Raw genomic sequence first — 25641 nt, 5'->3', positions numbered from 1 at the left:
ACAGGCCGCATCCCCGCCCGGCGCGGCTGGAACGGCCCTACGGCCTCCCCTGAAAAGTTACATTTTGCGCACCCGGCTACCACAGCCTGCGCCGAACGGGTGTAGGAGCACGGCGGCCTGTGGCCGGGTCAGTCCACCACCGTGAGCTTGGCCACCGACAGCGCCAGCCATTTGGTGCCGTGGCGCGGAAAGCTCACCTGGGCCCGCGCATCGTCGCCCGTGCCCTCCAGCGCCAGCACCTTGCCCTCGCCGAACTTGGTGTGGAACACGGCCAGCCCCACGCGCAGGCCATGCGATGGCGCGGCCTTCTGCACGGGCACCGGCGGGCTGGCGAACTGCTCCGTGCGGCCGGAGCCGAAGGGGCTGCGGTCGCGCTGGCCGAACGGGTTGCTGCCTGCATTGGGCGCATAGGTGCCAAAGCCCTGCTGCTTGGGCGTGATCCATTTGAGCGCCGCCTCGGGCAGCTCGTCGAAGAAGCGGCTCTTGATGTTGTAGCGTGTCTGGCCGTGCAGCATGCGTGTCTGCGAATGGCTCAGGTACAGGCGCTTGCGCGCGCGGGTGATGGCCACATACATCAGGCGGCGCTCTTCTTCCAGGCCCTCGCGTTCGTTGGCCGAGTTCTCGTGCGGGAACAGGCCCTCTTCCATGCCACCGATGAACACGCCATCGAACTCCAGGCCCTTGCTGGCATGCACGGTCATCAGCTGCACGGCGTCCTGCCCGGCCTGGGCCTGGTTGTCACCGGCTTCGAGGGCCGCATGGGTCAGGAACGCGGCCAGGGGCGACAGCGTTTCGCCGGTGTCGAAGTCCACGATGCCCGCCACGGCGGGCAGGGGCTCGTCCACCACCGGCGCATCGGGATCCAGGCCCTGGCTGGCCGGGCTCTGGCCCAGGCGGTCGTTGCGCAGTTCGTCCACCGGCAGTGCCACGGCGTCGCGGCCAAAGCCCTCCTGCGTGACGAAGCTCTCGGCCGCGTTGACCAGTTCCTCCAGGTTCTCGATGCGGTCGGCGCCTTCCTTCTCGGTACGGAAATGCTCCACCAGGCCCGAGGACTGCAGCATCTGCTCGATGATCTTGCGCAGGTTCATGCCCTCGGTCTGCTCGCGCAGCACGTCGACCATGGCGACGAAGGCCGACAGGTTGGCCCCGGCCTTGCCGGGCACGGCGCTCACGCCGTCGTGCAGCGAGCAGCCGGCGGCGCGCGCGGCGTCCTGCAGCACCTCGATGCTGCGCGCGCCGATGCCGCGCGGCGGAAAGTTGACCACGCGCAGAAAGCTGGTGTCGTCGTGCGGGTTCTCCAACAGGCGCAGGTAGGCCAGCGCGTGCTTGATTTCCGCGCGCTCGAAAAAGCGCAGGCCGCCATACACCCGGTAGGGCACGCTGGCGTTGAACAGCGCCGATTCGATCACCCGGCTCTGCGCATTGCTGCGGTAGAGCACGGCGATCTCCTTGCGCTCGAAGCTGTCGCTCTTCACCAACTGCCGGATCTCGTCCACCATCCACTGCGCTTCGGCCAGGTCGGTGGTGGCCTCGTACACGCGCACCGGCTCGCCGGGGCCCTGCGTGGTGCGCAGGTTCTTGCCCAGGCGGCGGCTGTTGTGGCTGATCAGGGCGTTGGCCGAGTCGAGGATGTTGCTGTAGCTGCGGTAGTTCTGCTCGAGCTTGATCTGTTGCTGCACATCGAACTCGCGCACGAAGTCGGCCATGTTGCCCACGCGCGCACCGCGAAAGGCGTAGATGCTCTGGTCGTCGTCGCCCACGGCGATCACGCTGCCGCGCGCCTCGAAGCGCCCGCCGCTGTCGTTGCCGGCCAGTTGCTTGAGCCAGGCGTACTGCAGCTTGTTGGTGTCCTGGAACTCATCGACCAGGATGTGCGCGAAGCGGCGCTGGTAGTGCTCGCGAATGGGGTCGTTGTCGCGCAGCAGCTCGTAGCTGCGCAGCATGAGCTCGCCAAAATCCACCACGCCCTCGCGCTGGCACTGCTCCTCGTAGAGCTGGTAGACCTCGATCTTCTTGCGCGTGTCGCTGTCGTTGGCCTGCACGTCGCCCGGGCGCAAGCCCTCCTCCTTGCAGCCGGAGATGAAGTAGGCCAGTTGCTTGGGCGGAAAGCGCTCGTCGTCCACGTTGTGCTGCTTGCACAGGCGCTTGACGGCCGAGAGCTGGTCCTGCGTGTCCAGGATCTGGAACGACTGCGGCAGGCCGGCGGGCTTGTGGTGCGCGCGCAGCAGCCGGTTGCACAGGCCGTGGAAGGTGCCTATCCACATGCCGCGCACATTCACGGGCAGCATGGCCGACAGGCGGGCCACCATTTCCTTGGCGGCCTTGTTGGTGAAGGTCACGGCCAGGATGCCACCGGGCGTAGCATAGCCGTTCTGCAGCAGCCAGGCGATGCGGGTGGTGAGCACCCGGGTCTTGCCCGAGCCGGCGCCCGCCAGGATGAGCGCATGCCCCGCCGGCAGGGTGACGGCTGCAAGCTGCTCGGGGTTGAGATTGGCCAGCAGGGGCGGTACAGCCGATGGTGCAGCGGGCGTGGGGGGCACCAGGGGATCCGGTGCACCCGGGAACAGGTCTTGTGGGAACATGGGGGCATTGTAGAAAGCGCCAACGCCCGCCATGAAAAACATTGCCCTTGCCGCCGCCATGCTGCTCGCCTTGCATGCCCCCCACCTCGCAGCCCAGTCCAGCTGCAGCAGCGACGGCGTGCCCCGCCCGGTCGCGCTGTTCGAACGCTTCGTGAGCGCCGACTGCGAAAGCTGCTGGGCCGACAAGGCCACCCCGGCCCCCAAGGCGCCCGGCACCGTGGTGCTCGACTGGATCGTGCCCGGCACGCAGGGCGACGATGCCCCGCTGTCGGCAGCCGCCACGCGCGATGCCCTGGCGCGGCTGGCCGCCCTGGGCCGCACGGCGCCCACGGCCACGGATGTGAACACCGCCCCGGTGCAGGGTGTGCAGGGCAGCCGGCTGCGGGTGTCGCACGGGCCGGCCATCAACGACTACCTGGGGGCGTCGATCGCCTTCTCCCCCGTGCCCACCCGGGGCGCTGCGCCCGCTGCAGGGCCTGATGCAGGGGCCTTCTACCTGCTGCTGGTGGAATCCATCCCGGCGGGCACCGAGGGCTCGCCCGTGGCCCGGCATCTGGTGCGCAACGTGTACCAGCGTTCGCTGGACAACCCGCACACCCTGTCCAAAGGCGAGCGCTCGGGCTGGCGCGATTCGCGCCCCATCTACATCCCCGAAGGCGCCAAGACCGACCGCCTGCGCCTGGTGGGCTGGGTGCAGGACAAGGACGGGCGGATCATCGATGCAGCACAGTCGCGCTGCGCCCCCTAGAACCCGTTCCCTATTGGAGAGATAACAGTAGGGATATACCCGCACCGGTTGGCGCGGGTAGAATCAATCACCGGGCCCAAGTTTCTTGCTGCCCGGTTTTTTTGTGCCTGCGCACAGCAGGGTTCGTTGCAGCCATCACAGCTCCAATCGCATGACCGGTCTTCAAGCCAAGCGCCCACTGCAGCAGAAATCGTTTTGCTGCAGCCTCTTATGGAGCTTGGAAATCTCATGGAAATCTTCGATTACGACAACGTTCTCTTGCTGCCGCGCAAGTGCCAGGTGGAAAGCCGCTCGGAATGCGATGCCGGCGTGGAGCTGGGCGGGCGCACATTCCGCCTGCCGGTCGTACCGGCCAACATGAAGACGGTGGTGGACGAAACCATCTGCACCTGGATGGCGCAGAACGGTTATTTCTACGTCATGCACCGCTTCGACCTGGACAACCTGCAGTTCGTCAAGGATATGCATGCCAAGGGCTGCTATGCCTCGATCTCGCTGGGCGTGAAGCAGCCTGACTACGACACCGTGGACCAGTTGGCGGCTGCGGGCATCACGCCCGAGTACGTGACCATCGACATCGCGCACGGCCATGCCGACAGCGTGAAGAACATGATCGGCTACCTCAAGTCCAAACTGCCTGCGGCCTTCGTGATCGCCGGCAACGTGGCCACGCCCGAAGCGGTGATCGATCTGGAGAACTGGGGCGCCGACGCCACCAAGGTGGGCGTAGGGCCGGGCAAGGTCTGCATCACCAAGCTCAAGACCGGCTTCGGCACGGGCGGCTGGCAGCTGTCGGCGCTCAAGTGGTGCGCCCGCGTGGCCACCAAGCCCATCATTGCCGACGGCGGCATTCGCAGCCACGGCGACATCGCCAAGAGCATCCGCTTTGGCGCCAGCATGGTCATGATCGGCTCGCTGTTCGCGGGGCACGAAGAATCGCCCGGCAACACCGTGGAGGTCGATGGTGCCCTGTTCAAGGAGTACTACGGCTCGGCCAGCGACTTCAACAAGGGCGAGTACAAGCACGTGGAGGGCAAGCGCATCCTCGAGCCCATCAAGGGCAAGCTGGCGGGCACCCTGATCGAGATGGAGCAGGACGTGCAAAGCTCCATCAGCTACGCCGGCGGCAAGAAGCTCATGGACATCCGCAAGGTGAACTACGTGATCCTGGGCGGCGACAACGCGGGCGAGCACCTGCTGATGTGAGCCCCCGCCCGGCGCGGGTCAGGCCCTGAGCAGGATCAGCGCCATGTGGTGCAGGTCATGCCCGGGCTTGGCCAGCGCATCGACGATGCTGAAGTGGTTCAGCCCTTCCAGCACCTGGCAGCGCGGCACGGCATGCGAGCCCCATGCGTCCTGCACCAGCCGCGCCTGGCGGATGAACTCCGGGCTCTCATCGCCGCCGACGGCGCAGTACAGCATGCCCTGGCCGGGCGCCTGCAGGCGTGCCGGGCTGTACTGCAGCACCTGCTGCTCGGTGAGCTTGAGCGCCTCCTGCAGAAAGGGTGTGTGCATCAGCGGATCGAGGTCGTGCACCCCCGAAATCGACAAGGCGCTGCGCACCGCGCCGTCGGGCAGGTTGCCGATCAGGGGCCAGACGCTGGTGAGCAGCATGGCCGCCAGTTGCCCACCCGCCGAATGCCCCGCCACCGTGATGCGGTGCGGGTCGCCGCCATAGCGCCCAATGTTCTGCCAGATCCAGGCGATGGCCTTTTCCATCTGCCGCATGATCTGGGGAATGCCGACCGGTGCCTCCGGGGTGCCGGGGCACAGCGAATAATTGACCACCACCACGCAGACACCTTCACGGTTGAACGCCGGCGCGATGAAGGAGTGGTCCGACTTGTCGAGCGCGCGCCAGTAGCCGCCGTGGATGAACACCAGCACCGGCGCCCCCTTGCCGGAGCCGGGCGGCAGCTGGGTAGTGGGAAAGACATCCAGGGTCTCGCGCGCGCCCTTGCCATAGGCCAGGTCGGCCACGCAGGGGTGGTCGGCCCGTACCTGGGCCGACTCCTTCGCCCAGCGGGCGAAATAGTTCACGTGCTCGGGCACCAGCGCCCGGTTGTTGTACATCAACTCCAGCCAGGCGGGGTCGTGTGGTGTCTTGGTGTCCAGGGCCATGGGTGTGTTCTCCTCGTCCTGGCGCCACATCATCCTGGCAAGTGGCGCCGACTGCAAGCCCGATGACAGGCTGCACCGCGAAAACCGCCGATGATGGCGGCAGAGACATCCGCACCAGGAGACAGAGACCATGAACAACAACACCCCTCCCCTGCGCACCACCGTCCTGGGCATCGGCATGATGGGCGCGCCCATGGCGCGCCGGCTGCGCGCTGCCGGCCATGAGGTCCATGCCTGGAACCGCACGCGCGAGGCGGCCGATCCGCTCGCTGCCTTCGGCATCACCGTCCACTCCGATGTGCGCGCTGCCGTGGCCGGCGCCGACGTGGTGATCAGCCTGCTCGCCAACGGGCCCGTGGTGGGCCAGGTGCTCTTCGAGCGCGGCGCAGCGCAGGCCCTGCGCCGCGACGCGCTGTTCATCGACATGGCCTCCATCCAGCCGCGCGAGGCGCGCGACCATGCGGCCCGCCTGGGCGAGATGGGTATCGCCCACCTGGACGCGCCGGTCTCCGGCGGCACGGTGGGCGCCGAAAGCGGCACCCTGGCCATCATGGCCGGTGGGCGCCCCGAGGACTACGCCCGTGCCCTGCCGATCTTTGCCGCCTTCGGGCGCGCCACGCACGTGGGGCCGCACGGCGCGGGCCAGCTTGCCAAGCTGGCCAACCAGATGATCGTGGGCATCACCATCGGCGCCGTGGCCGAGGCGCTGCTGTTCGCTGCCAAGGGCGGGGCCGACATGGCCAAGGTGCGCGAGGCCATCAGCGGCGGGTTTGCCGACAGCCGCATCCTGCAACTGCATGGCCAGCGCATGGTGGAACGCAACTTTGCCCCCCAGGGCCGCATGACGGTGCAGCTCAAGGACATGCGCAACGCCCTGGCCACGGCCGGCGAGATCGGGTTCGACGCGCCCGTGACCGCGCTTTTCGAAGCGCTCTACTCCGAAGGCGTGGAGCACGGCCTGGGCGAACTGGACCACAGTGCGCTGTTCGTGGAACTCGCCAGCCGCAACGCGATGCAATAATTTTTGGGCCCCACTTGCAAGCCGGCCAAAAACTAGTGCATAATTCGAGGCTCTGCAGCAATGCAGGCAGATCACTAAAAGATTTGGGTTCTTAGCTCAGTTGGTAGAGCAGCGGACTCTTAATCCGTAGGTCGAGTGTTCGAGTCACTCAGGACCCACCAAATCTAAGCCGCAAGGCACATGAAGCCGACGCCATGAACAACATGGCGCCGGCTTTTTTGTTTCTGCCCGAGGCGATACCGGCCCTGCATCGTGCCCCGCCACGGCCGGCCCACGCCGGCACCTTGCAATCGCCGCATTCGCCACCATCTGCTGCTGTCGAAGAACTGCCGCTCAAATCACGTCCCGCCGCTGGACGCCTGCGTTCTGCAGACCTTTTCCCTTCCTCCGGGTACCTGCTTGCGCCCTCCTTTGCAGAGGGTTGCTGGGGGGGCCCGAACGCCCCACCCCGGCACCGCTGCGGGTGGCTGAGACCATTGCGCCCGCCAACCCACGGGGCGTGTTCCAAGCGAAGGAGCCTTTCATGGCAGGAAAAGAACAGAAACGCGGCAACAAGGAATCGAAGAAGCCCAAGCAGAAGCCCGTCGCGATGGTGGAACCCGCCGCCCCCGCAAAGGCCGGCGGCGCAGCGCCGCAGCGCGCAGCCAAGAAGGGCTGATCCCCCAACAGGGCCTTTTCTGCCCTGGCTGTTCGCCCCCTTCAAGCACCGGGCTTGAAGGGAGCGCGCAGCATTCACGGCCTCGCGCAAGCGCAGGCCCGCCCGCGTGCCGCACGCAGGCCCCCTTCGACGCGGACGGCGTGGCCCGTTCGCCCCTTCTCCTGCAGCGGGCACACCACAGGGCACAGCGCGGCCCCGGGGTGCCCCGAAAGGCGCCCGTGCTTGTTGTCGATGCCCTGTCTTCCCTCTCCCATGTTCTGAGGGGCGCTGACGCGCCGCCGTGGAACGGCACCGCGCCCGTGCGCGAAGAACTCTTCGGTATGGAGCGGCTGGAGCAGCATGCGCGCAGCCTGGCCGCCGCCCAGCAGGTGAGCCTGCGTCCGCCCCAGGTCCCTTCGCTGCACCGGCGCCTGCGGTCCAACGCCAGCCAGTTGCTGGCCGCGTACCGGGCCAGCGCCGCCGAGCTGGAGTCGGGATCCAGCGTGGTGCCCGCCGCCGACTGGCTGCTGGACAACTACCACGTGGTGGAAGAGCAGATCCGCGAGATCCGGGTCGACCTGCCCCCGGGCTACTACCGGCAGTTGCCCAAGCTGGCACAGGGGCCGTTTGCCGGCTACCCGCGCGTCTTCGGCATTGCCTGGGCCTTTGTCGCCCATACCGACAGCCACTTCGATCCGCTGGCGCTGCGCCGCTTCATTGCGGCCTACCAGGAGGTGCAGCCGCTGATGATCAGCGAGCTGTGGGCGGTGGCCATCACCTTGCGCATCGTGCTGGTGGAAAACCTGCGCCGGCTGGCCGACCAGATCAGCGCCGGCCGGGCGGACCGCGCCGATGCGCAGGCACTGGCCAACCGCCTGCTGGCCTCGGGCAGCGCGCATTCGGCCCTGGTGGGCGACATCGGCACACGCGCCAGCGGCCCGCTGTCGGAGCTGTTTGCCGCGCAATTGGCCAAGCGCCTGCGCGACCAGGACCCGCGCACCACCCCGGCGCTGCAGTGGCTGGAAGAGCGGCTGGCCCAGCAGGGCACCAGCGTGGGCCTGGTGATCGAGCACGCCCAGCAGCGCCAGGGCGCATCGAACGTCAGCGTGCGCAACGTGATCACCAGCATGCGGCTGATGTCCGACATCGACTGGGCCGACCTGGTCGAGGGCATGGGCCTGGTGGACGCACGCCTGCGCGAGAGCAGCGGCTTCGCAGCGATGGACTTTGCCACCCGCAACCTTTACCGCAATGCCATCGAGCAACTGGCACGTGGCTCGGCCCTGACCGAGTTGGCCATTGCCGAGCAGGCCCTGGCCAGTGCGCAGGCAGCCGTAGCCGCCCAAGGCACCGGGGCCACCCCCGCGCGCGCCACCGACCCCGGGTACCACCTGGTGGCCGAAGGCCGGCCCGCGCTGGAGCAGGCCATCGGCTTCAAGCCGCCCTGGGGCTTTCGCTTCAACCGCTGGCAGGTGGGCCTGGGCGTGCGCGGCTACATTGCCGCCATCATGGGCCTGGCGCTGTTGCTGCTGGGCGCGGCCCTGTGGTGGGCGGGCATGCACGGCACGCACCCGGGCTGGCTGGTGGCGCTGGCGCTGGCCGGCTTTCTGCCTGCCACCGAGGTGGCCAGCGTGCTCGTCAACCGGCGCGTCACCCGGCGCTTTGGCCCGGTGGGGCTGCCAGGCCTGGCGCTGGATGATGGCGTGCCCACCCATCTGCGCACCCTGGTGGTAGTGCCCACGCTGCTGACCAGCGAGGCCGACCTGCGCGCCCACATCGAAAGCCTGGAGGTGCACCACCTGGCGGGCGCAGGGGGCGACCTGTCGTTTGCACTGCTGTCCGACGGACTGGACGCCGCCACCGAGGTCACAGGCAGCGACGCCCACCTGATTGCCGTGGCGCAGGAGGCGATTGCCGCGCTGAACCTGCGGCACGGCCCGGCGCCTGGCGGCCAGCGCTTTTACCTGCTGCACCGGCACCGCCGCTTCAATGCCGGCGAGAACTGCTTCATGGGCTGGGAACGCAAGCGCGGCAAGCTGCACGAGCTCAACCGCCTGCTGCGCGGCGCCACGGACACCAGCTTCATGGCGCTGGACGGTGGGACACAGCCCGACATCCTGCCCGATGTGCGCTACGTCATCACGCTCGACGCCGACACGCGCCTGCCGCGCGACGCCGCGCTGCGCCTGATCGGCAAGATGGCCCACCCGCTGAACCAGCCCACTTTCAGCCCGGCCGAGCAGCGCGTGGTGGGAGGCCATGCCATCCTGCAGCCACGCGTGACGCCGGCGCTGCCCATGGGGCTGGAGGGCTCGCTGTACCAGCGGCTGACCTCTGGCCCCGGCGGCATGGACCCGTATGCGGCCGCGGTGTCGGACGTGTACCAGGACCTGTTTGGCGAGGGCTCGTACACCGGCAAGGGCATCTACGACGTGGACGCCTTCGAAGCCGCGCTGGCCGGGCGCGTGCCCGAGAACACGCTGCTCAGCCACGACCTGTTCGAGGGCGTGCTGGCACGCGCCGGCCTGGCGTCGGACGTGGAGGTGGTGGAGGACTTTCCGGCCCGCTACGACGTGGCCGTGCAGCGCCAGCACCGCTGGACGCGCGGCGACTGGCAGCTGCTGCCCTGGGTGCTGGGCCGGCGCCACCAGGGTGCCGCCTTGCCCGCGCTGGGCCGCTGGAAGATGCTGGACAACCTGCGCCGCTCGCTGCTGGCCCCGGCCGGCCTGTTGACCCTGCTGCTGTGCTGCGCTCTGCCCTGGCCGCAGGCACCCTGGGGCGTGCTGCTGGTGCTGGCGGCGCTGGGCGTACCGGCGTTTCTGCCGGGGATGGCCGAGCTGTGGGCCAGCCGCCCCGGCATCCGCGTGGCCAGCCACCTGCGCCTGCTGGTGGCCGACTTCCGCGTAGCGGTGCTGCAGACCGTGGCTGCCATTGCACTGCTGCCCGACCATGCCTGGCGCGCGGTGGATGCCATCGTGCGCGCGCTGGTCCGGCTGTATGCCACGCATCGGCAGATGTTGGAGTGGAAAACCGCCGCGCAGTCGGCCACCAAACCGCGCCCGGGGCCTGCGGGCTTTTACCGGCTGATGGCCGGCGGCCTGCTGCTGGCCACGGTGCTGGCCGCTTGTACTGCCGCTTTCGCACCGGCATCGCGGCCGCTGGTGCTGCCGCTGCTGGCCCTGTGGCTCGCGGCGCCGGCACTGGCCTGGCGTTCGAGCCGCCGTTCCGTGCCCGCGCCACAGAGCGCACCAGCACTGGACAACGCGCTGGCCCTGCGGCGCATCGCGCGCCGCACCTGGCGCTTCTTCGAGACCTTCGTCACGGCGGCCGAGCACCACCTGCCGCCCGACAACTTCCAGGAAGACCCCAAGCCCGTGGTGGCACGCCGCACCTCGCCCACCAACATGGGGCTGTACCTGCTGTCGGCCGTGGCCGCGCGCGACTTCGGCTGGGCCGGCGCCGTGCAGACCGCCGACCGGCTGGAAGCCACGCTGGCCAGCATGGGGGCGCTGGCGCGCCACCGGGGCCATTTCTACAACTGGTACGACACGGGCACGGCGCAGGTGCTGGCACCGGCCTACGTGTCGTCGGTGGACAGCGGCAACCTGGCCGGCCACCTGATCGCGCTGGCCAATGCCTGCGAGGGCTGGGTGCGCGCGCCGCTGCCCGGCACCTGGGTACAGGGGCTGCGCGATGCCGTGGCACTGGCGCGTGAATCAGTGGCCAGCGTGCCCGCAGCCCAGGGCGCGCAGGGCCGGCGGCTGCTGGCCATGCTGGCCGAGATCGACACCGCAGTGGCTGCAGGCGCCGTGGAGATGGGCCTGCCCGCCCTGCAGCGCCTGGCCGACAAGGCGCTGAAGGAGGCGCAGGACATCGTGGTGCCGGCAGGCAGCGGCGATGGCGATGCATTGCTGTTCTGGAGCGGCGCCGTGCGCGCGCTGGTCGCCGAGCAGGGGCGCGATCTGCAGGCCACCGGGACAGATGCGCCCACGCTCGACATGCGCTGGCAGGGGCTGGCCGACACGGCGCGCGCGCTGGCGCTGGGCATGGACTTCGCCTTTCTGCTCGACCCCGAGCGCAAGCTCCTGTCCATCGGCTACGCAGCGGTGGAAAACCGGCTCGATGCCAATTGCTACGACCTGCTGGCGTCCGAAGCGCGGCTGGCCAGCCTGTTCGCCATCGCCAAGGGCGACGTGGAGACGCGCCACTGGTTCCGCCTGGGGCGCACGGCGATCCCGGTGGGCAAGGGCTCGGCCCTGGTGTCTTGGTCGGGCTCGATGTTCGAGTACCTGATGCCCTCGCTGGTGATGCGCGCGCCTGCCGGCAGCCTGCTGGAGCACACCAATACCCTGGTGGTGCAGCGGCAGATAGCCTATGGCGCGCTGCAGGGCATACCCTGGGGCATCTCCGAATCGGCCTACAACGCGCGCGACCTGGAGTTCACCTACCAGTACTCCAACTTCGGCGTGCCGGGCCTGGGGCTCAAGCGCGGGCTGGCCGAGAACCTGGTGATCGCCCCCTACGCCACGGGCCTGGCCTGCATGGTGGATGCCACGGCGGCGGGGCACAACTTCGCGCGCCTGGCACAGCTGGGTGCCCTGGGGCAGCACGGCTTTTACGAAGCGCTCGACTTCACACGCAGCCGCCTGCCCGAGGGGCAGGCCGTGGCCATCGTGCGCAACTACATGGCCCACCACCAGGGCATGACCATCGTGGCCATTGCCAACACCCTGCACGGCGGGCAGATGCGCGAGCGCTTTCACCGAGAGCCCATGGTGCAGGCCTGCGAGCTGCTGCTGCAGGAGCGCATGCCGCGCCTGGTGGCCGTGGCCCACCCGCGCGCCGAAGAGACGCAGACCGGCCCCGCCGACGTGCGCGACGACCTGCATGCCGTGCGGCGCATGGGCGCGCCAGGCGCGGGGGCACCGGCCACACACCTGCTGTCCAACGGGCGCTATGCCGTCATGCTGACGGCGGCCGGCACCGGCTACAGCCGCTGGCGCGACGTGGCGGTGACCCGCTGGCGCGAGGACGCGACCAGCGAGGACTGGGGCTCGCATGTCTACCTGCGCGACGCGCACAGTGGCCGCACCTGGTCCGGTGCGGCAGAGCCCTCGGGCCGCGCTGCTGACCGCTACGAGGTGGCGTTTGCCGAGGACCATGCGGCCTTCACCCGCCACGACGGCAGCATGACCACCACCACCGAGGTGATCGTATCGGCCGAGGCCGATGGCGAGGTGCGCCAGGTCACCCTGGTCAACACCGGCCCGCGGGCGCGCGAGATCGACCTGACCTCGTACGCCGAGCTGGTGCTGGCCCCGCCTGCGGCCGACAACGCCCACCCGGCGTTTTCCAAAATGTTCGTGCAGACCGAGTACCTGCCCGAGTTTGGCGCGCTGCTGGCCACGCGGCGTGCGCGCAGCCCGGGCGAGCCGGGGGTGTGGGCCGCGCATTTCGCGGTGGTGGAGGGCACGGTGACAGCACCGGCGCAGTACGAGACCGACCGGGGCCTGTTCCTCGGCCGGGGTCGCACGGCGCGCAATGCGCTGGCGGTGCACGGCGGCGGTGCGCTCTCCAACACCGTGGGCACGGTGCTGGACCCGGTGTTCGCGCTGCGCCAGCGCGTGCGCATCGCCCCCGGCCAGATGGCCCGCGTGGCCTTCTGGACCCTGCTGGCGCCCACGCGCGAGGCGCTGCTCGACCTGGTGGACCAGCACCACGACCGCAGCGCCTTCGAGCGCGCGCGCACCCTGGCCTGGACCCAGGCCCAGGTGCAGCTGCGCCACATCGGCATCGGCGCCGAGGCGGCGGCGGACTTTCAGCGCCTGGCCGCGCCCATTTTGTATGCGGACGCGCGCTTTCGCGCACCAGCCGATGCCATTGCGCGCGGCGCGGGCCCGCAGTCGGGCCTGTGGCAGCACGGCATTTCGGGCGATGTGCCCATCGTGCTGCTGCGCATCGACGACATCGAGGACATCGCCCAGCTGCACCAGTTGCTGCAGGCGCACGAGTACTGGCGCATGAAGCGCCTGGGCGTGGACCTGGTGGTCATCAACGAGCGTGCGTCGTCCTACGTGCAGGACTTGCAGATCGCCATCGAGACCGCCGTGCGCAGCAGCCAGTCGCGCCCGCGCCTGGGTGAGTCGCTGGCGCAGGGGGTGGTCCACACGCTGCGTGCCGACCTCATGGATGCGGCTTCGCGCGCACTGCTGCAGTCCATCGCCCGGGTAGCCCTGGTGGCGCGGCGCGGCCCCATCGCCCAGCAATTGGCACTGATGCCCGCGGAGGCCCCCGAGGCGGTGGGCAGGCCTGCGCCATCGGCACCGCAGCCACAGCACGAACCGGCCCCTGCGCCTGACACCGCCGGGCTCGAGTTCTTCAACGGCCTGGGCGGCTTCGACAAGGACGGCACGGAGTACGTGACGATCCTGCGCGACGGGGCCACCACGCCCGCGCCGTGGATCAACGTCATCGCCAACCCGGGCTTCGGCTTTCACGTGTCGGCCGATGGCAGCGGCTACACCTGGGCCGGCAACAGCCGCGAGAACCAGCTCACGCCCTGGTCCAACGACCCGGTGAGCGACCCGGCGGGCGAGGCCTTCTTCGTGCGCGACGATGCCAGCGACCAGCTGTGGAGCCCCACCGCGCAGCCTATGCGCGGCCAGGGTACCTACACGGCGCGCCATGGGCACGGCTACAGCCGCTTTCTGCACGAGGCCCATGGCATCGCGCTGGAGCTGCTGCAGTTCGTACCCATCGCCGACCCGATCAAGGTCTCGCACCTGACCTTGCACAACCGCACGGCGCAGGTGCGACAGATCACCGTGACGCTGTATGCGGAGTGGGTGCTGGGCACTTCGCGCGGGGCATCGGCCCCGTTCGTGCTGACCGAGCGCGATGCGGACAGCGGCGTGCTGCTGGCACGCAACCCCTGGAGCACGGCGTTTGCGGGCCGCGTGGCCTTTGCCGACCTGGGCGGCCAGCAGACCGCGTGGACCACCGACCGCACGGAGTTTCTGGGGCGGCATGGCAGCCTGGCGGCGCCTGCGGCGCTGCGCGGCCATGCAGCGCTGTCTGGCGGCGGCGGTGCGGGGCGCGACCCCTGCGCGGCGCTGCAGTGCACGCTCACGCTGCAGCCCGGGGAAACCCGGGAGGTGACCGGCTTCATCGGGCAGTGCGCATCGGCGGCGGAGAGCTTGGCCCTGGTGGCCCGCTACCGCATGCTCGGCGTGGATGCGCTGCTGCAGGAGGTGGTGCGCCATTGGCGCAGCCTGCTGGGCGCCGTGCAGGTGCGCACGCCCGATCGGGCCATGGACATCATGCTCAACGGCTGGCTGCTGTACCAGACGCAGGCCTGCCGCATCTGGGCCCGCTCGGCCTTCTACCAGGCCAGCGGGGCCTACGGCTTTCGCGACCAATTGCAGGACGGCATGGCGCTGGCCTTTGCACGCCCCGATGAGACGCGCGCCCACCTGCTGCGTGCGGCGGGCCGGCAATTTGCCGAAGGCGACGTGCAGCACTGGTGGCTGCCGCACTCGGGCCAGGGCGTGCGCACGCGCATCTCGGACGACCGGGTGTGGCTGGCATTTGCCACCGCCAGCTACGTGCAGGTGTCGGGCGACGCAGCGGTGCTGGACGAATCCATTGCCTTCCTGGAAGGGCCTGCACTGCAGCCGGGCGAGCACGACGCGTTCTTCCAGCCCATGCTGGCGGATGCATCGGCCACCCTGTTCGAGCACTGCGCGCTGGCGCTGGACCAGACCATGGCCTTGACCGGTGACCTGGGCCTGCCGCTCATGGGCACGGGCGACTGGAACGACGGCATGAACCGCGTGGGCCAGGAAGGCCGGGGCCAGAGCGTGTGGCTGGGCTGGCTGCTGGTGCGCACGGTGGCGCTGATGGCGCCACTGGCGGATGCCCGCGACCCCGCAAGGGCAGCGCGCTGGCGCGCGCATGCCGAGGCGGTGCGCGCGGCGCTGGAGCGCGAGGCCTGGGACGGCGCTTGGTACCGGCGTGCGACCTTCGACGACGGCACCTGGCTGGGCACGCACGATGCGCAGGAATGCCGCATCGACTCCATCGCCCAATCGTGGGCGGTGCTCTCGGGCACCGCCGACCCAGCGCGCGCGCTGATCGCCATGGCCTCGCTGGGCGACAAGCTGGTGCTGCCGCAGGAGGGCCTGGCCCTGCTGTTCACCCCGCCGTTCAACACCACGCCGCACGACCCCGGTTACATCAAGGGCTACCCGCCCGGCCTGCGCGAAAACGGCGGGCAGTACAGCCATGCGGCCATGTGGGCCATCATGGCCCGGGCCCAGTTGCGCAACGACCCCCAGGCCGGCGCCCGGGCGCACGCGCTGTTCGCGCTGGTCAACCCGATCCACCACGCGCGCACGCCCGATGAGGTGGCGCGCTACCGCGTGGAGCCTTACGTAGTGGCCGCCGACGTCTATTCCGTGGCGCCGCACACCGGGCGCGGCGGCTGGACCTGGTACACCGGCGCTGCGGGCTGGATGTACCGTGCCGGGGTGGAGAGCATCCTGGGCATACGGCGCGAAGGACAGATGCTGGTGATCGACCCGTGCATTCCTGCCGAGTGGCCGGGGTTCCAGGTGCAGATCGTGCTGGGTGACGCCCGCTACACGGTGGAAGTCACTGCGGCCATGGGACAGGGCAGCAGTGTTGCATCTGCCGAGCTGGACGGGGCGGCTCTGCCCTGCGATGCAGGCCCTTTGCGCCTGCCTCTGCGCATGGGTGAGCACCACGTGCGCATCACCCTACCGCAGCGCTGAGGGCCGGGGGCAATTGCCCCCATACCCGACCAGACTGCCAGTGAATTTTGCGCGACAGGATTCTCTTTTTACAAATCTGAATCCAGTTGGCATCTCCCGGCGTACAGCTTGCGTACGCCCGCAAAGGCATGTGCGCTTAATTGCAAACTAGTGTCTTCCATCATCCCATAGTCAAAATGTATCGATACACTTTGTCATACAAATGACATCGTCGGCAGATATGCCACGGGCGTCTTTTGCACCACCACGCCAGAACACCCCTAAAGCACCGTGAATTCTCGACACACCACCCGAACAGCTCCCCTGCTGGCTGCGTTGATGGCCCTGGGGCTGGTCTCTGCGCCTCTTCCCACGGCCCATGCCCAGACCGCGCCCGCCAAGGAATCGAGCGCCAAGGAGCGGGCCAAGGCACGCGCGGCGCGCGCGGCAGCGGCCGCCACGGCAGCATCCGAAAGCGCCGCCCCGGCGCCTGCGGCTTCTGCAGCCATGGCGGCAGCGCCCGCCCTGCCGCTGCGCCAGTGGAAAACCAGCCTCAAGGACCTGGGCCTGGCGCGCCCGGTCACGCTGCGCGGCGTGGAGAGCGAAGCCAGCGTGGGCGTGGGTGTGCGGCGCGACGAAATCGTGGAGGCCGCCCGGCTGCGCCTGACCTTCACGCTTTCGCCGGCGCTGATCCCGAACCTGTCGCACCTCAAGGTGATCCTGAACGACGAGACGCTGCAGACCATCGTGCTCGACAAGGAGCGCCTGGGAACGCCGCAGACGGTCGAGCTGAACATCGACCCGCGCTACTTCACCGACTACAACCGCTTTCGCTTCCAGTTCATCGGCCACTACACGATGGAATGCGAGGCGCCCAACCATTCGAGCCTGTGGGCCACCATCAGCAATGAAAGCCAGCTGGATCTGTCGCTGCGCCAGATCCCGCTGCGCGACGACCTGGCCCTGCTGCCCGCGCCGTTCTTTGACCCGCGTGACAACCGGCCGGTGAACCTGCCTTTCGTGTACGGCGCCAAGCCCAGCACTGGCACGCTCAAGGCCTCGGGCTCGATTGCCAGCTGGATCGGCATGCTCGCCGGCTACCGGGGCAACCAGTTCCCGGTGTTCGAGAACCAACTGCCACGCCAGCACGCCGTGGTGCTGGCCACCAACGACAACCGCCCCGCCTTCCTGCAGGCGATGGCACCGGTCACCGAGCCCACCCTCTCCGTGGTGCCCCACCCCGACGTCCCGGGCGCCAAGCTGCTGCTGGTGCTGGGCAAGGACGATGCGCAGGTGCAGATGGCCGCTGACGCGCTGGCCCTGGGCAAGGCCGTGCTCTCGGGGCAGAGCATCGCCGTCAAGTCGCTTGAATACCCCGACCTGGCCAAGCCCTACGATGCGCCCCGCTGGATCACCACCAAGCGCCCCGTGCGCCTGGCCGAGCTGGTGCAGAGCGCGGCCGACCTGCAGTTGCGCGGCTCGGTGCTCAACGACACGGTGAACGTCTACACGCGCATGGCGCCCGACCTGTTCACCTGGAACGCCAAGGGCGTGCCGCTGGACCTGACCTACCGCTACACGCCCAACAGCGTGTCGGACCACGGCGCGCTGAACATCTCGATCAACAACCAGTTCATCCAGTCCTACCCGCTGCAGTCGCGCGAAGACCGCACCAGCAGCAAGAGCACGGTGATGCTGCCGCTGTTCGACGACGGCAATGCGCAGACGCGTTCGGATCTGAAGATCCCGGCCTTCATGATCGGCGGCGACAACCAGCTGCAGTTCGCATTCCAGATCCCCCCCAACGACCTGGGCCGCTGCCGCTCGGCTCCGCCCACAGAGCTGTTCGCCGCCATCGACCCGCAGTCGACCATCGACCTCACGGCGTTTCGCCATTACCTGGCCATGCCCAACCTGGCGGCCTATGCCAACAGCGGCTTCCCCTTCACGCGGGTGCCGGACCTGGCGCAGACTTCCATCATCCTGCCCAACCAACCCACGACATCGGATGTGGAAGTGTTTCTCACCGCCGTGGGCCGCATGAGCGCCTCCACCGGCTACCCCGGCACGCGTTTCAAGCTGCTGCGCGCGGACGAGGCCGACAAGGCTGCCGACACCGACATCCTCGTGATCTCCCAGGCCGACAGCGACGGCCTGCTGCAGAAGTGGAAGAACCACCTGCCGGCTCTGCTGGCCGCAGGCGCGCGCTCCGTGCAGCCGCTGGAGCGCGCCATGGGCTCCTTCATCGATCTGTTCAACCTCGAATCCAACCAGCGCTTGTCGGCCTCGGGCGGCCAGGCCATCCTGCAGGGCAATGGGCCGCTGGCGGCCGTGACTGGCTTCGAGTCGCCTCTATCGGCCGGGCGCAGCGTGGTGGCCCTCACGGCCACCGACAAGGAGGCCATGGCACTCCTGAGCCTGGGCCTGAACGACGCAGGCAAGATCAAGAGCCTGCGCGGTGACCTGGGCCTGATGCGCGGCGATGCCATCGAGAGCTTCCGCATCAAGCCCGTGTACTACGTGGGCGACCTGCCGTGGTGGCAGCGACTGTGGTTCCACATGCACAGCCACCCGCTGCTGCTGGCCCTGGTGGGTATCGGCTCCGGCCTGCTCCTGACCTTCATCGTCTACGCCGCGCTGCGCAGCATGGCTCGGCGCCGACTGGCGGCACGCAATGACTGATTTCCTTCGACGCCGCACAGCGCTGCAGGCCGGTGCCGGTGCCGCGCTTCTGTCCTGCCTACCGGCAGCCCGGGCCCAGCAGGCGGGCGCCGGCCGCCCGACCTGGCCCGCCTGGGATGCCTTCAAGGCCCAGTTCATCAACGAAGGCGGCCGCGTGGTCTCCGACGATGACGGTGGCGGCCAGACCTACTCCGAAGGCCAGGGCTATGCACTGTTCTTCGCGCTGGTGGCCAACGACCGCCCCATGTTCGACAAGCTGCTGCGCTGGACCGAGAACAACCTGTGCGCCGGCGACATGACGGCGCGCCTGCCTGCATGGCTGTGGGGCAAGCGGCCCGACGGCACCTGGGGCGTGATCGACGCCAACGCCGCCTCCGACGCCGACCTGTGGATCGCCTACGCCCTGGGCGAAGCCGGGCGCCTGTGGAACGAGCGCAGCTACCGGGCCCTGTCGGCCCTGCTGGCGGCGCGCGTGCTGCGCGAAGAAACCGCCGACATCCCGGGCCTGGGCCCCACCCTGCTGCCCGCACCCAAAGGCTTCGTGCAGCCCAACGGCCGCTGGCGCCTGAACCCGAGCTACATGCCCATGCACCTGATGCACTGGCTGGCGGCGGGTGACGCCGACCCGCAGTGGAAGCTGATGGTGGACAGCTCGCTCAAGGTCATTCGCGGCTCCTCGCCCAAGGGTTTCACGCCCGACTGGACGGTGTACGACGCCAAGCAGGGCTTCCTCGTTGACACCGAGGGCAAGGAGAAGGGCCAGGGCACCTACAACGCCATCCGCGTCTACCTGTGGGCCGGCATGATGCATGCCGACGCACCGGGCCGCCGGGCGCTGCTCGACACCCTGGCGCCCATGGCCCGCTACGTGCGCGACCAGGGTTATCCGCCCGAATCCATCGACATCCTGAGCGCGCAGGCCTCGGGCCCCGCGCCCTCGGGCTTCTCGGCCGCGATGCTGCCCTTTCTGCGCGCCGCAGGGGACGACAAGGCCCTGCAATCGCAGCGCATGCGCCTGGAGGCCCGGCCCCTGCGGCCTACGGCCTACTACGAGCAGGTGCTGGCCCTCTTCGGCCAGGGCGCATTCGATGGCCAGTACCGCTTCACGGCGGCGGGCCAGCTCATCGCGCGGTGGAAGCCGTGACCCCCATGCCCAGCCGGCCGCGCCGACCCCGCCACTGGCTGCCCTCGCTCACCCTGCTGGCAGCCGCCTGCCTTCCCGCCAGCCACGGCGTGCTGGCCAGTGCGCCGCCGGCCATCGAGGCCGAGCTGCTCAGCGGTGCGCGCCTGTGGGCCTCCAAGAACCGCCCCGACATGGCGCGCCAGCTGATCGACAAGCTGCTGGCCGTGGACCCCTACTCCCCCCAGGGCCTGGGTGCCCTCGGTGACCTGGCGCTGCGCGAGAAGAAGACCGACGAGGCCAAGCGCATCCTGGAGACGCTGCGCACCCGCCACCCAGGGCACAAGGTGACGCAGGAGCTCGAAACCCTGGTGCGCGTGTACGGCCCCGACCGCGAAAAACTCTCGCAGATGCGGTTGATGGCGCGCGCCGGCCGCAAGGCCGAGGCCGCCGATGTGGCGCGCGAACTGTTTCCCAGCGGCCCGCCCGAACTCGGCGGCCTGGCGCTGGAGTACCTGCAGATCGTGGGCGGCTCGGGCACCAAGGGCGGCGGCGAATCCGTGCGCCAGTTGGGCAAGCTCTACCAGGAAACCGGTGAGTCGCGCTACCGCCTGGCGCAGCTCGAAATGCGCATGTACGGGGGCGAGAACCCCAGCACCGTGGTGCAGGAGATCGAAGCGCTTGCCAAACAACCCGACGTGAATGCCCAGCAGCTGCAGGACCTGTGGCGCCGTGCCGTGGACCGGCTGCCCAACACCGCCGCCAACATGCCGCGCGTGCGCGCCTTCCTGCAGCGCTACCCGGCCGACCAGGCCATGGTCGACCGCTTGGCCGCCATGCAGCAGGCGGTGGAACGTGCGGAGCGCGCTGCCCGCGACCCGGCCAACATCGCGCGCAATGCCGCGCGCGTGGCACTGGACCAGGGCAACACCGAACGCGCCGAAGAGCAGTTGCAAACCGTGCTCGCGCTGCGCCCCGGCGATGGCGAGAGCCTGGGCAACCTGGGCATGATCCGCTTGCGCCAGGGCCAGCATGGAGAGGCGCAGGACCTGTTCGGCCAGGCCTTCGCACTCACGCGCCAGGGCAAGTGGAAGGACCTGCAGGCCACCTCCCGGTTCTGGGGCTTTCTGCGCCAGGCCGATGTGGCGCTGGAGAAGAGCGAACTGGCCACGGCAGCCGACCTCGCGGGCCGGGCCCTGGCCATGCAGCCGAACAATGCCGAGGCACTGACCACACTGGCCAGCATCCGCGACCTGCAGGGCGACCGCACCCAGGCCGAAGCCCTGTACCAGAGCGCGCTCAAGGCCGAAGCCAACAGCAGCTCGGCCTTGAAGGGCCTGGCCGGTCTCTACGCGCGCACGGGCCGCTCGGGCGAGGCCCTGGTGCTGCTGGAAAAGGCCTCGGCCAGCGACGCGGCCCTGGGCGAGAAGCTCGTGGGCACGCAGGCCGACATCCTGGTGGCACAGGCCGACGAGCACATGCAGGCCCAGCGCCTGAGCGCCGCCATGCGCACGCTGGAGTCGGCCATCGTGCTGACGCCGGGCGATGCCTGGCTGCGCCACCGCCTGGCCCGCCTGTACCTGCGGCTGAGCCTGCCGCGCGAGGCGCTGAGCGTGATGGACGAAGGCATCGCGCGGACCAGCACCGCCGCCGCGGACCGCAGCGCCATGCACTATGCGCGCGCCCTGATCCGCTCGGCAGTGGACAACGACTTGGGTGCCCTTGCCGACCTGGCACAAATCCCCGCTGCAGAACAGACCGATGCCATGCGGGCGCTGGTGCAGCGCTCCACGGTCAAATCGCTGGTCGCCCGGGCCGGCGCCAGCCGCGACACCGCCGAAGCACAGGCCTTGCTGGACCAGGCCGAGCAAGCGGCCGGCAACGATGCCGAACTGCTGTATGCCGTGGCCAACACCTGGTTCCGCCGCACGCAACCGGCCCGTGGCGTGGCCGTGTTCGACCGCCTGGCCGCACGCAGCCCCGGTTTGCCACCGGAGGTGCAGCTCGACCATGCCCAGTTGCTCAACCGCGCGCTGGACGACGCGGGCCTGGCCGCCCGCCTGCCCGCCCTGCTGCAGTCGCCGGGCTGGAGCGAGGAGCAGGAGGCACGGCTCATCGCCCTGTACACCGCGCACCGCGAGCGGCTCATCGAGCAGCAGCGCCAGGCCGGCAACCTGGGCGAGGCCTTGCGCCTGGCGCGCCAGCCGCTGCAGCTGCCCGACACGCCGACCACGGCGCAGCAGCGCACGCAGACGCAGGCGCGCCTGCTCATGGCGGCCGGCGAGTACGCCGATGTGGCCCGGTTGCTGGCACCGCTGGCCAAGGCCCAGCCCGACAGCCTGGAAATCCGCATGAACCTGGCGGACGCCCTGTCGCGCCTGGGCGATGCACGGGGTGCCACCGAGCAGGCGCTGTGGCTGCAGGACCACCTGCCGCCCACCGACGCCGGCCAGCAACTGGCGCTGCTGCGCATCTGGCAGCGCGCAGGCCGCATGGACGAGGCGCGTGCCCTGTCCGCCAGGCTGCTGCAGGCCTTCCCGCAGGACAGCGACGTGCTGCTGCATGCCGCGCGGCTGGAGCGCGCCAACCGCAACTATGCGCAGGCGCTGGTGTTTTTCCGCAGCGCGCTCACGCTGGAGACGCGCGGCGCTGCCAGCGCGCCCACGGAGCCCGCTCCAGGCGAATCCGCAGTGGCCGAGCCCCCGCTGGTGCTGCAGCAAAGCTACGCCCTCTCACTGCCGGTCGACCAAGCCGTGGTGGCCAAGATCCAGGGCGAGATCGACTCCATCGAGGCGCGCCGCCAGGTGTGGATCGAGGCCGCCCACACAGGGCTGCGCAAGAACTCCACCGACGGCATCTCCAGCCTGCGCGGCTGGGAGCGGCCCCTGGTGGCCTTCATGCCGCGCGGCTACGACGGGCACTACTTCCTGCACGTGGACCGGGTCAAGCTCGACGCCGGGGAACTGCCCGCCGATGGCTCGGATTTCACGGACTTCGGCCAGATCGCGGCGCTGCCCCCCAATTCGCCATTGGCCTACCGGCGCCAGCGCGGCTCGGGCACCAACCTGGGCTTCGGCTTTGTGGGCGACGATTTCCAGTGGGACATCGGCACCACGGGCGTGGGCTTTCCGGTGACCAACCTGGTGGGCGGCATCGCCCGGACCGGCGACCTGGGCCGCTACGGCTACAAGCTCGAAGGGTTTCGCCGCCCCATCACGGGCAGCCTGCTGTCGTATGCCGGCGCGCGCGACCCCATCACCGGCCAGGTGTGGGGCGGCGTGGTGGCCACGGGCGCTTCCGGGCGCCTGTCGACCGACTTCGGCCCCTACAGCAGTTCGGTGAGCCTGAGCCTGGCGGCCCTCACGGGCAAGAACGTGGAGAGCAACACCCGCGCCCAGTTGCGCTTGGCGGTGGACCGCGATGTCTGGAAGAACAGCCACAGCGTGGTGAACATGGGCGTGACCTTCTCGGCCTGGCACTACGGCAAAGACCTGTCGGAGTACAGCTTCGGCCATGGCGGCTACTACAGCCCGCGCAGCTATGCCTCCGTGGCCCTGCCCATCGAGTGGAGCGGCCGCAAGGGGGCGTTCACCTGGCTGGCGCGGGGTGCGATCTCGGTCTCGCGCAGCAGCAGCGCCGACACCGATTACTTTCCGCAGAACGCGCTGCTGCAGTCGCTGGCGCGCGCGCGCCTGGCCGAAAGCGGCAGCGTGCCGGTGTACACGGGCAGCTCCGGCTCGGGCTTCGGCCGATCGTTCCGCGGCGTGCTGGAGTACCAGGTCAGCAAAAACCTCGCGCTGGGTGCCCAGCTGGAGCTGGACCGCTCGGCCTACTACGCGCCCACCAACCTCATGGTCTATGGCCGCTACCGCTTCGATCCGGTGCTCGCGCCGCTGGAGAACCGGCCGCGCCCCGTTCAGCCCTACTCGAGTTTCTGAGATGCCCTCCGCCTCTTCCTCCCAGCGAAAAGCCGCCCCGCCTGCGGGTTGGCTGCGCTCCGTTGCCCGGCTCGTGCGGCCCCCATCGCGCCAGGACATGGTCGGCGCCGCCGTACCCACGCGCATCGGCATTGAAGGCCTGCCCGACGGCGTGGGGCAGTTGCCGCCGCATGTGCCGGTGTCGCTGGTGGCAGCCGACGACAGCAGCGCGGCGCTGTGGTTCCCGGCCCTCATCGAGGATGCCGTCGCTGCAGGCCCGGTGGCCCTGGTGGCATCGGGCACCGCATGGGCGGATGAACTGCTGCTGCGCCCTCCTGTGCGCGAAGCCTACCGCACGGGCCGGCTCATGCTGTGGGTGCTCTCGCCCGGCCTGCAGGCCGAGGTGCGGCGCCACGGCCTGCCACCCTTGCTGGAAGAGCTCAGGCGCACGGGACTCAAGGACGAACACGCCCTGTACACCTGCGATGCGCAGGGCCTGCTGACGGGCCTGAGCGTGACCGAGCTGGCGCGCGTGAGCCGCCAGCTCAGTGCGCTGTGCCGCGAGCGGCTGCGCCCCGTGGTGCTGGGCTTCTTTCCCCCGCTGGAACCCGAGGTGCTGCTGCCTGCGCTGCGCAACCTGTGCCAGATGTCCATGCACATCGCCACGCTGCACACCGAGGCCGACCGCTGGAGCCTGGGCCTGGAGCGCTGGAATACCGATGCCGGCGCCCTCTTCCAGACCGCCTTCGGCCTGCTGCACGACGGCGCATCGGGCCGCCTGGCCGCCGATGGCACGCGCACCCGCGGCGCCGTGCGCGAGCTGGTCGAGGCCGTGGACCAGTCGGAGGTGATCGCCACACGCGCCTCGGTCGATGGCCAGCGCGGCGTGCCCGGCCACTGGCGCATCGTCGACAGCCTGGCCGACATGGAAGTGGCCGCCGCCGCAAGCGTGGCCGCCACGGTGCTGATCGACGCCGGCCAGGCGTCGGACTTCGAGGCGCGCGCGCGCCTGGTGCACCAGCTGCGCCTGTCACGCCCGCTCACGCTCAAGATCGTGGTGCGTGAAAACCTGGGCAAGCTGCGCACGCACAGCGAGCAGGCCCTGCTGCAACTGGGTGCGAGCGCCGTGGTCTACAAGGAAGTGGGCTTCTCCCGGCTGCTGCAGCTGCTGCAGGACATCAACGCCCAGAGCCACACGCGCAAGGTGCACCCCGACTACGAAGAGGCGCTCGGCAGCTTCATGCCCGCGCGCGAGCGCGGCTACCAGCCGCCCGCGCAGTTCTGCACCCTGGTGCGCGGCATGCTGGACCGCACGCACGGCATCGGCCTGTCGCACAGTCTGGTGCGGCTGAACGTGCTGGCGCAGATCCCCCACCTCGACGCCCTGCGCGCCTGCCACACCTCGCGCGACGGTGACCTGTTCACGGCCGACCACGAAAGCGTCTACGTCTTTCTGTTCGCCTGCCGCGAACCCGACGTCGAGCTGGCCCTCAACCGCCTGTTCACGCTGCCATTGACCCAGCTGTTCTCCAGCGAAGCCACCGACAGCTCGGACACCGGCATCCGCGCCATGGTGACGCCCTTGCAGGAATCGCTGCGCAAGGGCCTGCCCGACTACAGCGCCGCCCTGGCGGACAGCCCCCGGCCCAGCGCTTCACCGGCCCCAGCGCTGGTGGCGCAGGCGGTGGCACCGGTCTCTGCAGCGCTGCCGACCGCGCCCATCCCGGCGCCCGATGCGCCCGGCACCGAATCCCGCCCGCTGCTGCCCATGGCCGCCGGGCCTGGCGTGCAGCACCGGCCCATTGGGCGGCGTGCCGTGCCGCGCCCCTCACCGAGGTCCATGGCATGAAGATCCTGATGGAGCTGCTGCTCTACACCGTGCTGGGCGCGCTGCTGGCCTGGCCCTGCTGGCTGGTGCTGCGCCGCCTGCGGCACGCGCGCCGGCCGCTGCGCTGCGTGCAGCCCTACCGCCCTGAGCTGCCGCCCCCCGGGGCAGTGACCCCGCCCCGCGCGGAATGACCGAACGAATGAAGAGAGACCCT

The 25641-nt window shown here is 69.6% G+C and carries 12 protein-coding genes and 1 tRNA gene; 11 read left to right on the top strand and 2 right to left on the bottom strand.

The features are described from left to right. Positions 1–128 precede the first annotated feature (128 nt). Positions 129–2582: a UvrD-helicase domain-containing protein gene (locus tag ASE28_RS21345; RefSeq protein WP_057268493.1), complete on the bottom strand. Its 2454-nt coding sequence runs from the start codon at positions 2580–2582 to the stop codon at positions 129–131. 31 nt (positions 2583–2613) lie between these two features. On the opposite strand from ASE28_RS21345, the gene ASE28_RS21340 reads away from it, so the two are divergent. Next, on the top strand, positions 2614–3330 hold the full coding sequence (locus ASE28_RS21340; protein WP_057268389.1) for a hypothetical protein: 717 nt from the start codon (positions 2614–2616) through the stop codon (positions 3328–3330). A gap of 228 nt (positions 3331–3558) precedes the next feature. Then, on the top strand, positions 3559–4536 hold the full coding sequence (locus ASE28_RS21335) for a GMP reductase (protein WP_057202022.1): 978 nt from the start codon (positions 3559–3561) through the stop codon (positions 4534–4536). 18 nt (positions 4537–4554) lie between these two features. On the opposite strand, the gene ASE28_RS21330 is transcribed toward ASE28_RS21335, so the two are convergent. Beyond that, a complete protein-coding gene (locus ASE28_RS21330) occupies positions 4555–5451 on the bottom strand; it encodes an alpha/beta hydrolase (RefSeq protein WP_057202546.1) in 897 nt (298 codons plus the stop codon). A 130-nt stretch (positions 5452–5581) separates the two neighbouring features. Between ASE28_RS21330 and ASE28_RS21325 the strand changes: the two genes are divergently transcribed. The 9 genes from ASE28_RS21325 to ASE28_RS32275 all read left to right on the top strand — a co-directional run bounded on the left by ASE28_RS21325 (position 5582) and on the right by ASE28_RS32275 (position 25618). Next, complete coding sequence (locus tag ASE28_RS21325; RefSeq protein WP_057268388.1) at positions 5582–6472, top strand: NAD(P)-dependent oxidoreductase; 891 nt, start codon at positions 5582–5584, stop codon at positions 6470–6472. Positions 6473–6557: 85 nt separating this feature from the next. Continuing rightward, positions 6558–6633 (top strand) — tRNA-Lys (locus tag ASE28_RS21320). Between the two features lie 362 nt (positions 6634–6995). Beyond that, on the top strand, positions 6996–7130 hold the full coding sequence (locus ASE28_RS33380; RefSeq protein ID WP_255357675.1) for a hypothetical protein: 135 nt from the start codon (positions 6996–6998) through the stop codon (positions 7128–7130). 320 nt (positions 7131–7450) lie between these two features. Continuing rightward, on the top strand, positions 7451–15901 hold the full coding sequence (locus ASE28_RS21310) for a GH36-type glycosyl hydrolase domain-containing protein (protein WP_082608191.1): 8451 nt from the start codon (positions 7451–7453) through the stop codon (positions 15899–15901). A 270-nt stretch (positions 15902–16171) separates the two neighbouring features. Then, complete coding sequence (gene bcsB, locus ASE28_RS21305; RefSeq protein ID WP_235516187.1) at positions 16172–18562, top strand: cellulose biosynthesis cyclic di-GMP-binding regulatory protein BcsB; 2391 nt, start codon at positions 16172–16174, stop codon at positions 18560–18562. Beyond that, positions 18555–19706: a cellulose synthase complex periplasmic endoglucanase BcsZ gene (gene bcsZ, locus ASE28_RS21300; RefSeq protein ID WP_057268386.1), complete on the top strand. Its 1152-nt coding sequence runs from the start codon at positions 18555–18557 to the stop codon at positions 19704–19706. Before bcsB ends, bcsZ begins: the two co-directional genes overlap by 8 nt. Before the next feature lie 5 nt (positions 19707–19711). Then, positions 19712–23620, top strand: coding sequence for a cellulose synthase subunit BcsC-related outer membrane protein (locus tag ASE28_RS21295; protein ID WP_057268385.1), 3909 nt, complete (start codon positions 19712–19714; stop codon positions 23618–23620). Between the two features lies 1 nt (position 23621). Next, positions 23622–25448: a cellulose biosynthesis protein BcsE gene (bcsE, locus tag ASE28_RS21290; protein ID WP_157422081.1), complete on the top strand. Its 1827-nt coding sequence runs from the start codon at positions 23622–23624 to the stop codon at positions 25446–25448. Then, positions 25445–25618, top strand: coding sequence for a hypothetical protein (locus ASE28_RS32275; protein WP_157412458.1), 174 nt, complete (start codon positions 25445–25447; stop codon positions 25616–25618). Before bcsE ends, ASE28_RS32275 begins: the two co-directional genes overlap by 4 nt. Positions 25619–25641: the final 23 nt, after the last annotated feature.

This window comes from Acidovorax sp. Root219, assembly GCF_001428665.1.
Lineage (GTDB): Bacteria > Pseudomonadota > Gammaproteobacteria > Burkholderiales > Burkholderiaceae_C > Acidovorax.
This window is presented reverse-complemented; position numbering and strand designations above follow the sequence as displayed.

Coding starts and splice junctions, on each gene's coding strand:
- ASE28_RS21345 (WP_057268493.1), bottom strand. CDS start 2,582: ATGTTCCCACAAGACCTGTTCCCGGGTGCACCGGATCCCCTGGTGCCC.
- ASE28_RS21340 (WP_057268389.1), top strand. CDS start 2,614: ATGAAAAACATTGCCCTTGCCGCCGCCATGCTGCTCGCCTTGCATGCC.
- ASE28_RS21335 (WP_057202022.1), top strand. CDS start 3,559: ATGGAAATCTTCGATTACGACAACGTTCTCTTGCTGCCGCGCAAGTGC.
- ASE28_RS21330 (WP_057202546.1), bottom strand. CDS start 5,451: ATGGCCCTGGACACCAAGACACCACACGACCCCGCCTGGCTGGAGTTG.
- ASE28_RS21325 (WP_057268388.1), top strand. CDS start 5,582: ATGAACAACAACACCCCTCCCCTGCGCACCACCGTCCTGGGCATCGGC.
- ASE28_RS33380 (WP_255357675.1), top strand. CDS start 6,996: ATGGCAGGAAAAGAACAGAAACGCGGCAACAAGGAATCGAAGAAGCCC.
- ASE28_RS21310 (WP_082608191.1), top strand. CDS start 7,451: ATGGAGCGGCTGGAGCAGCATGCGCGCAGCCTGGCCGCCGCCCAGCAG.
- bcsZ (WP_057268386.1), top strand. CDS start 18,555: ATGACTGATTTCCTTCGACGCCGCACAGCGCTGCAGGCCGGTGCCGGT.
- ASE28_RS21295 (WP_057268385.1), top strand. CDS start 19,712: ATGCCCAGCCGGCCGCGCCGACCCCGCCACTGGCTGCCCTCGCTCACC.
- bcsE (WP_157422081.1), top strand. CDS start 23,622: ATGCCCTCCGCCTCTTCCTCCCAGCGAAAAGCCGCCCCGCCTGCGGGT.
- ASE28_RS32275 (WP_157412458.1), top strand. CDS start 25,445: ATGAAGATCCTGATGGAGCTGCTGCTCTACACCGTGCTGGGCGCGCTG.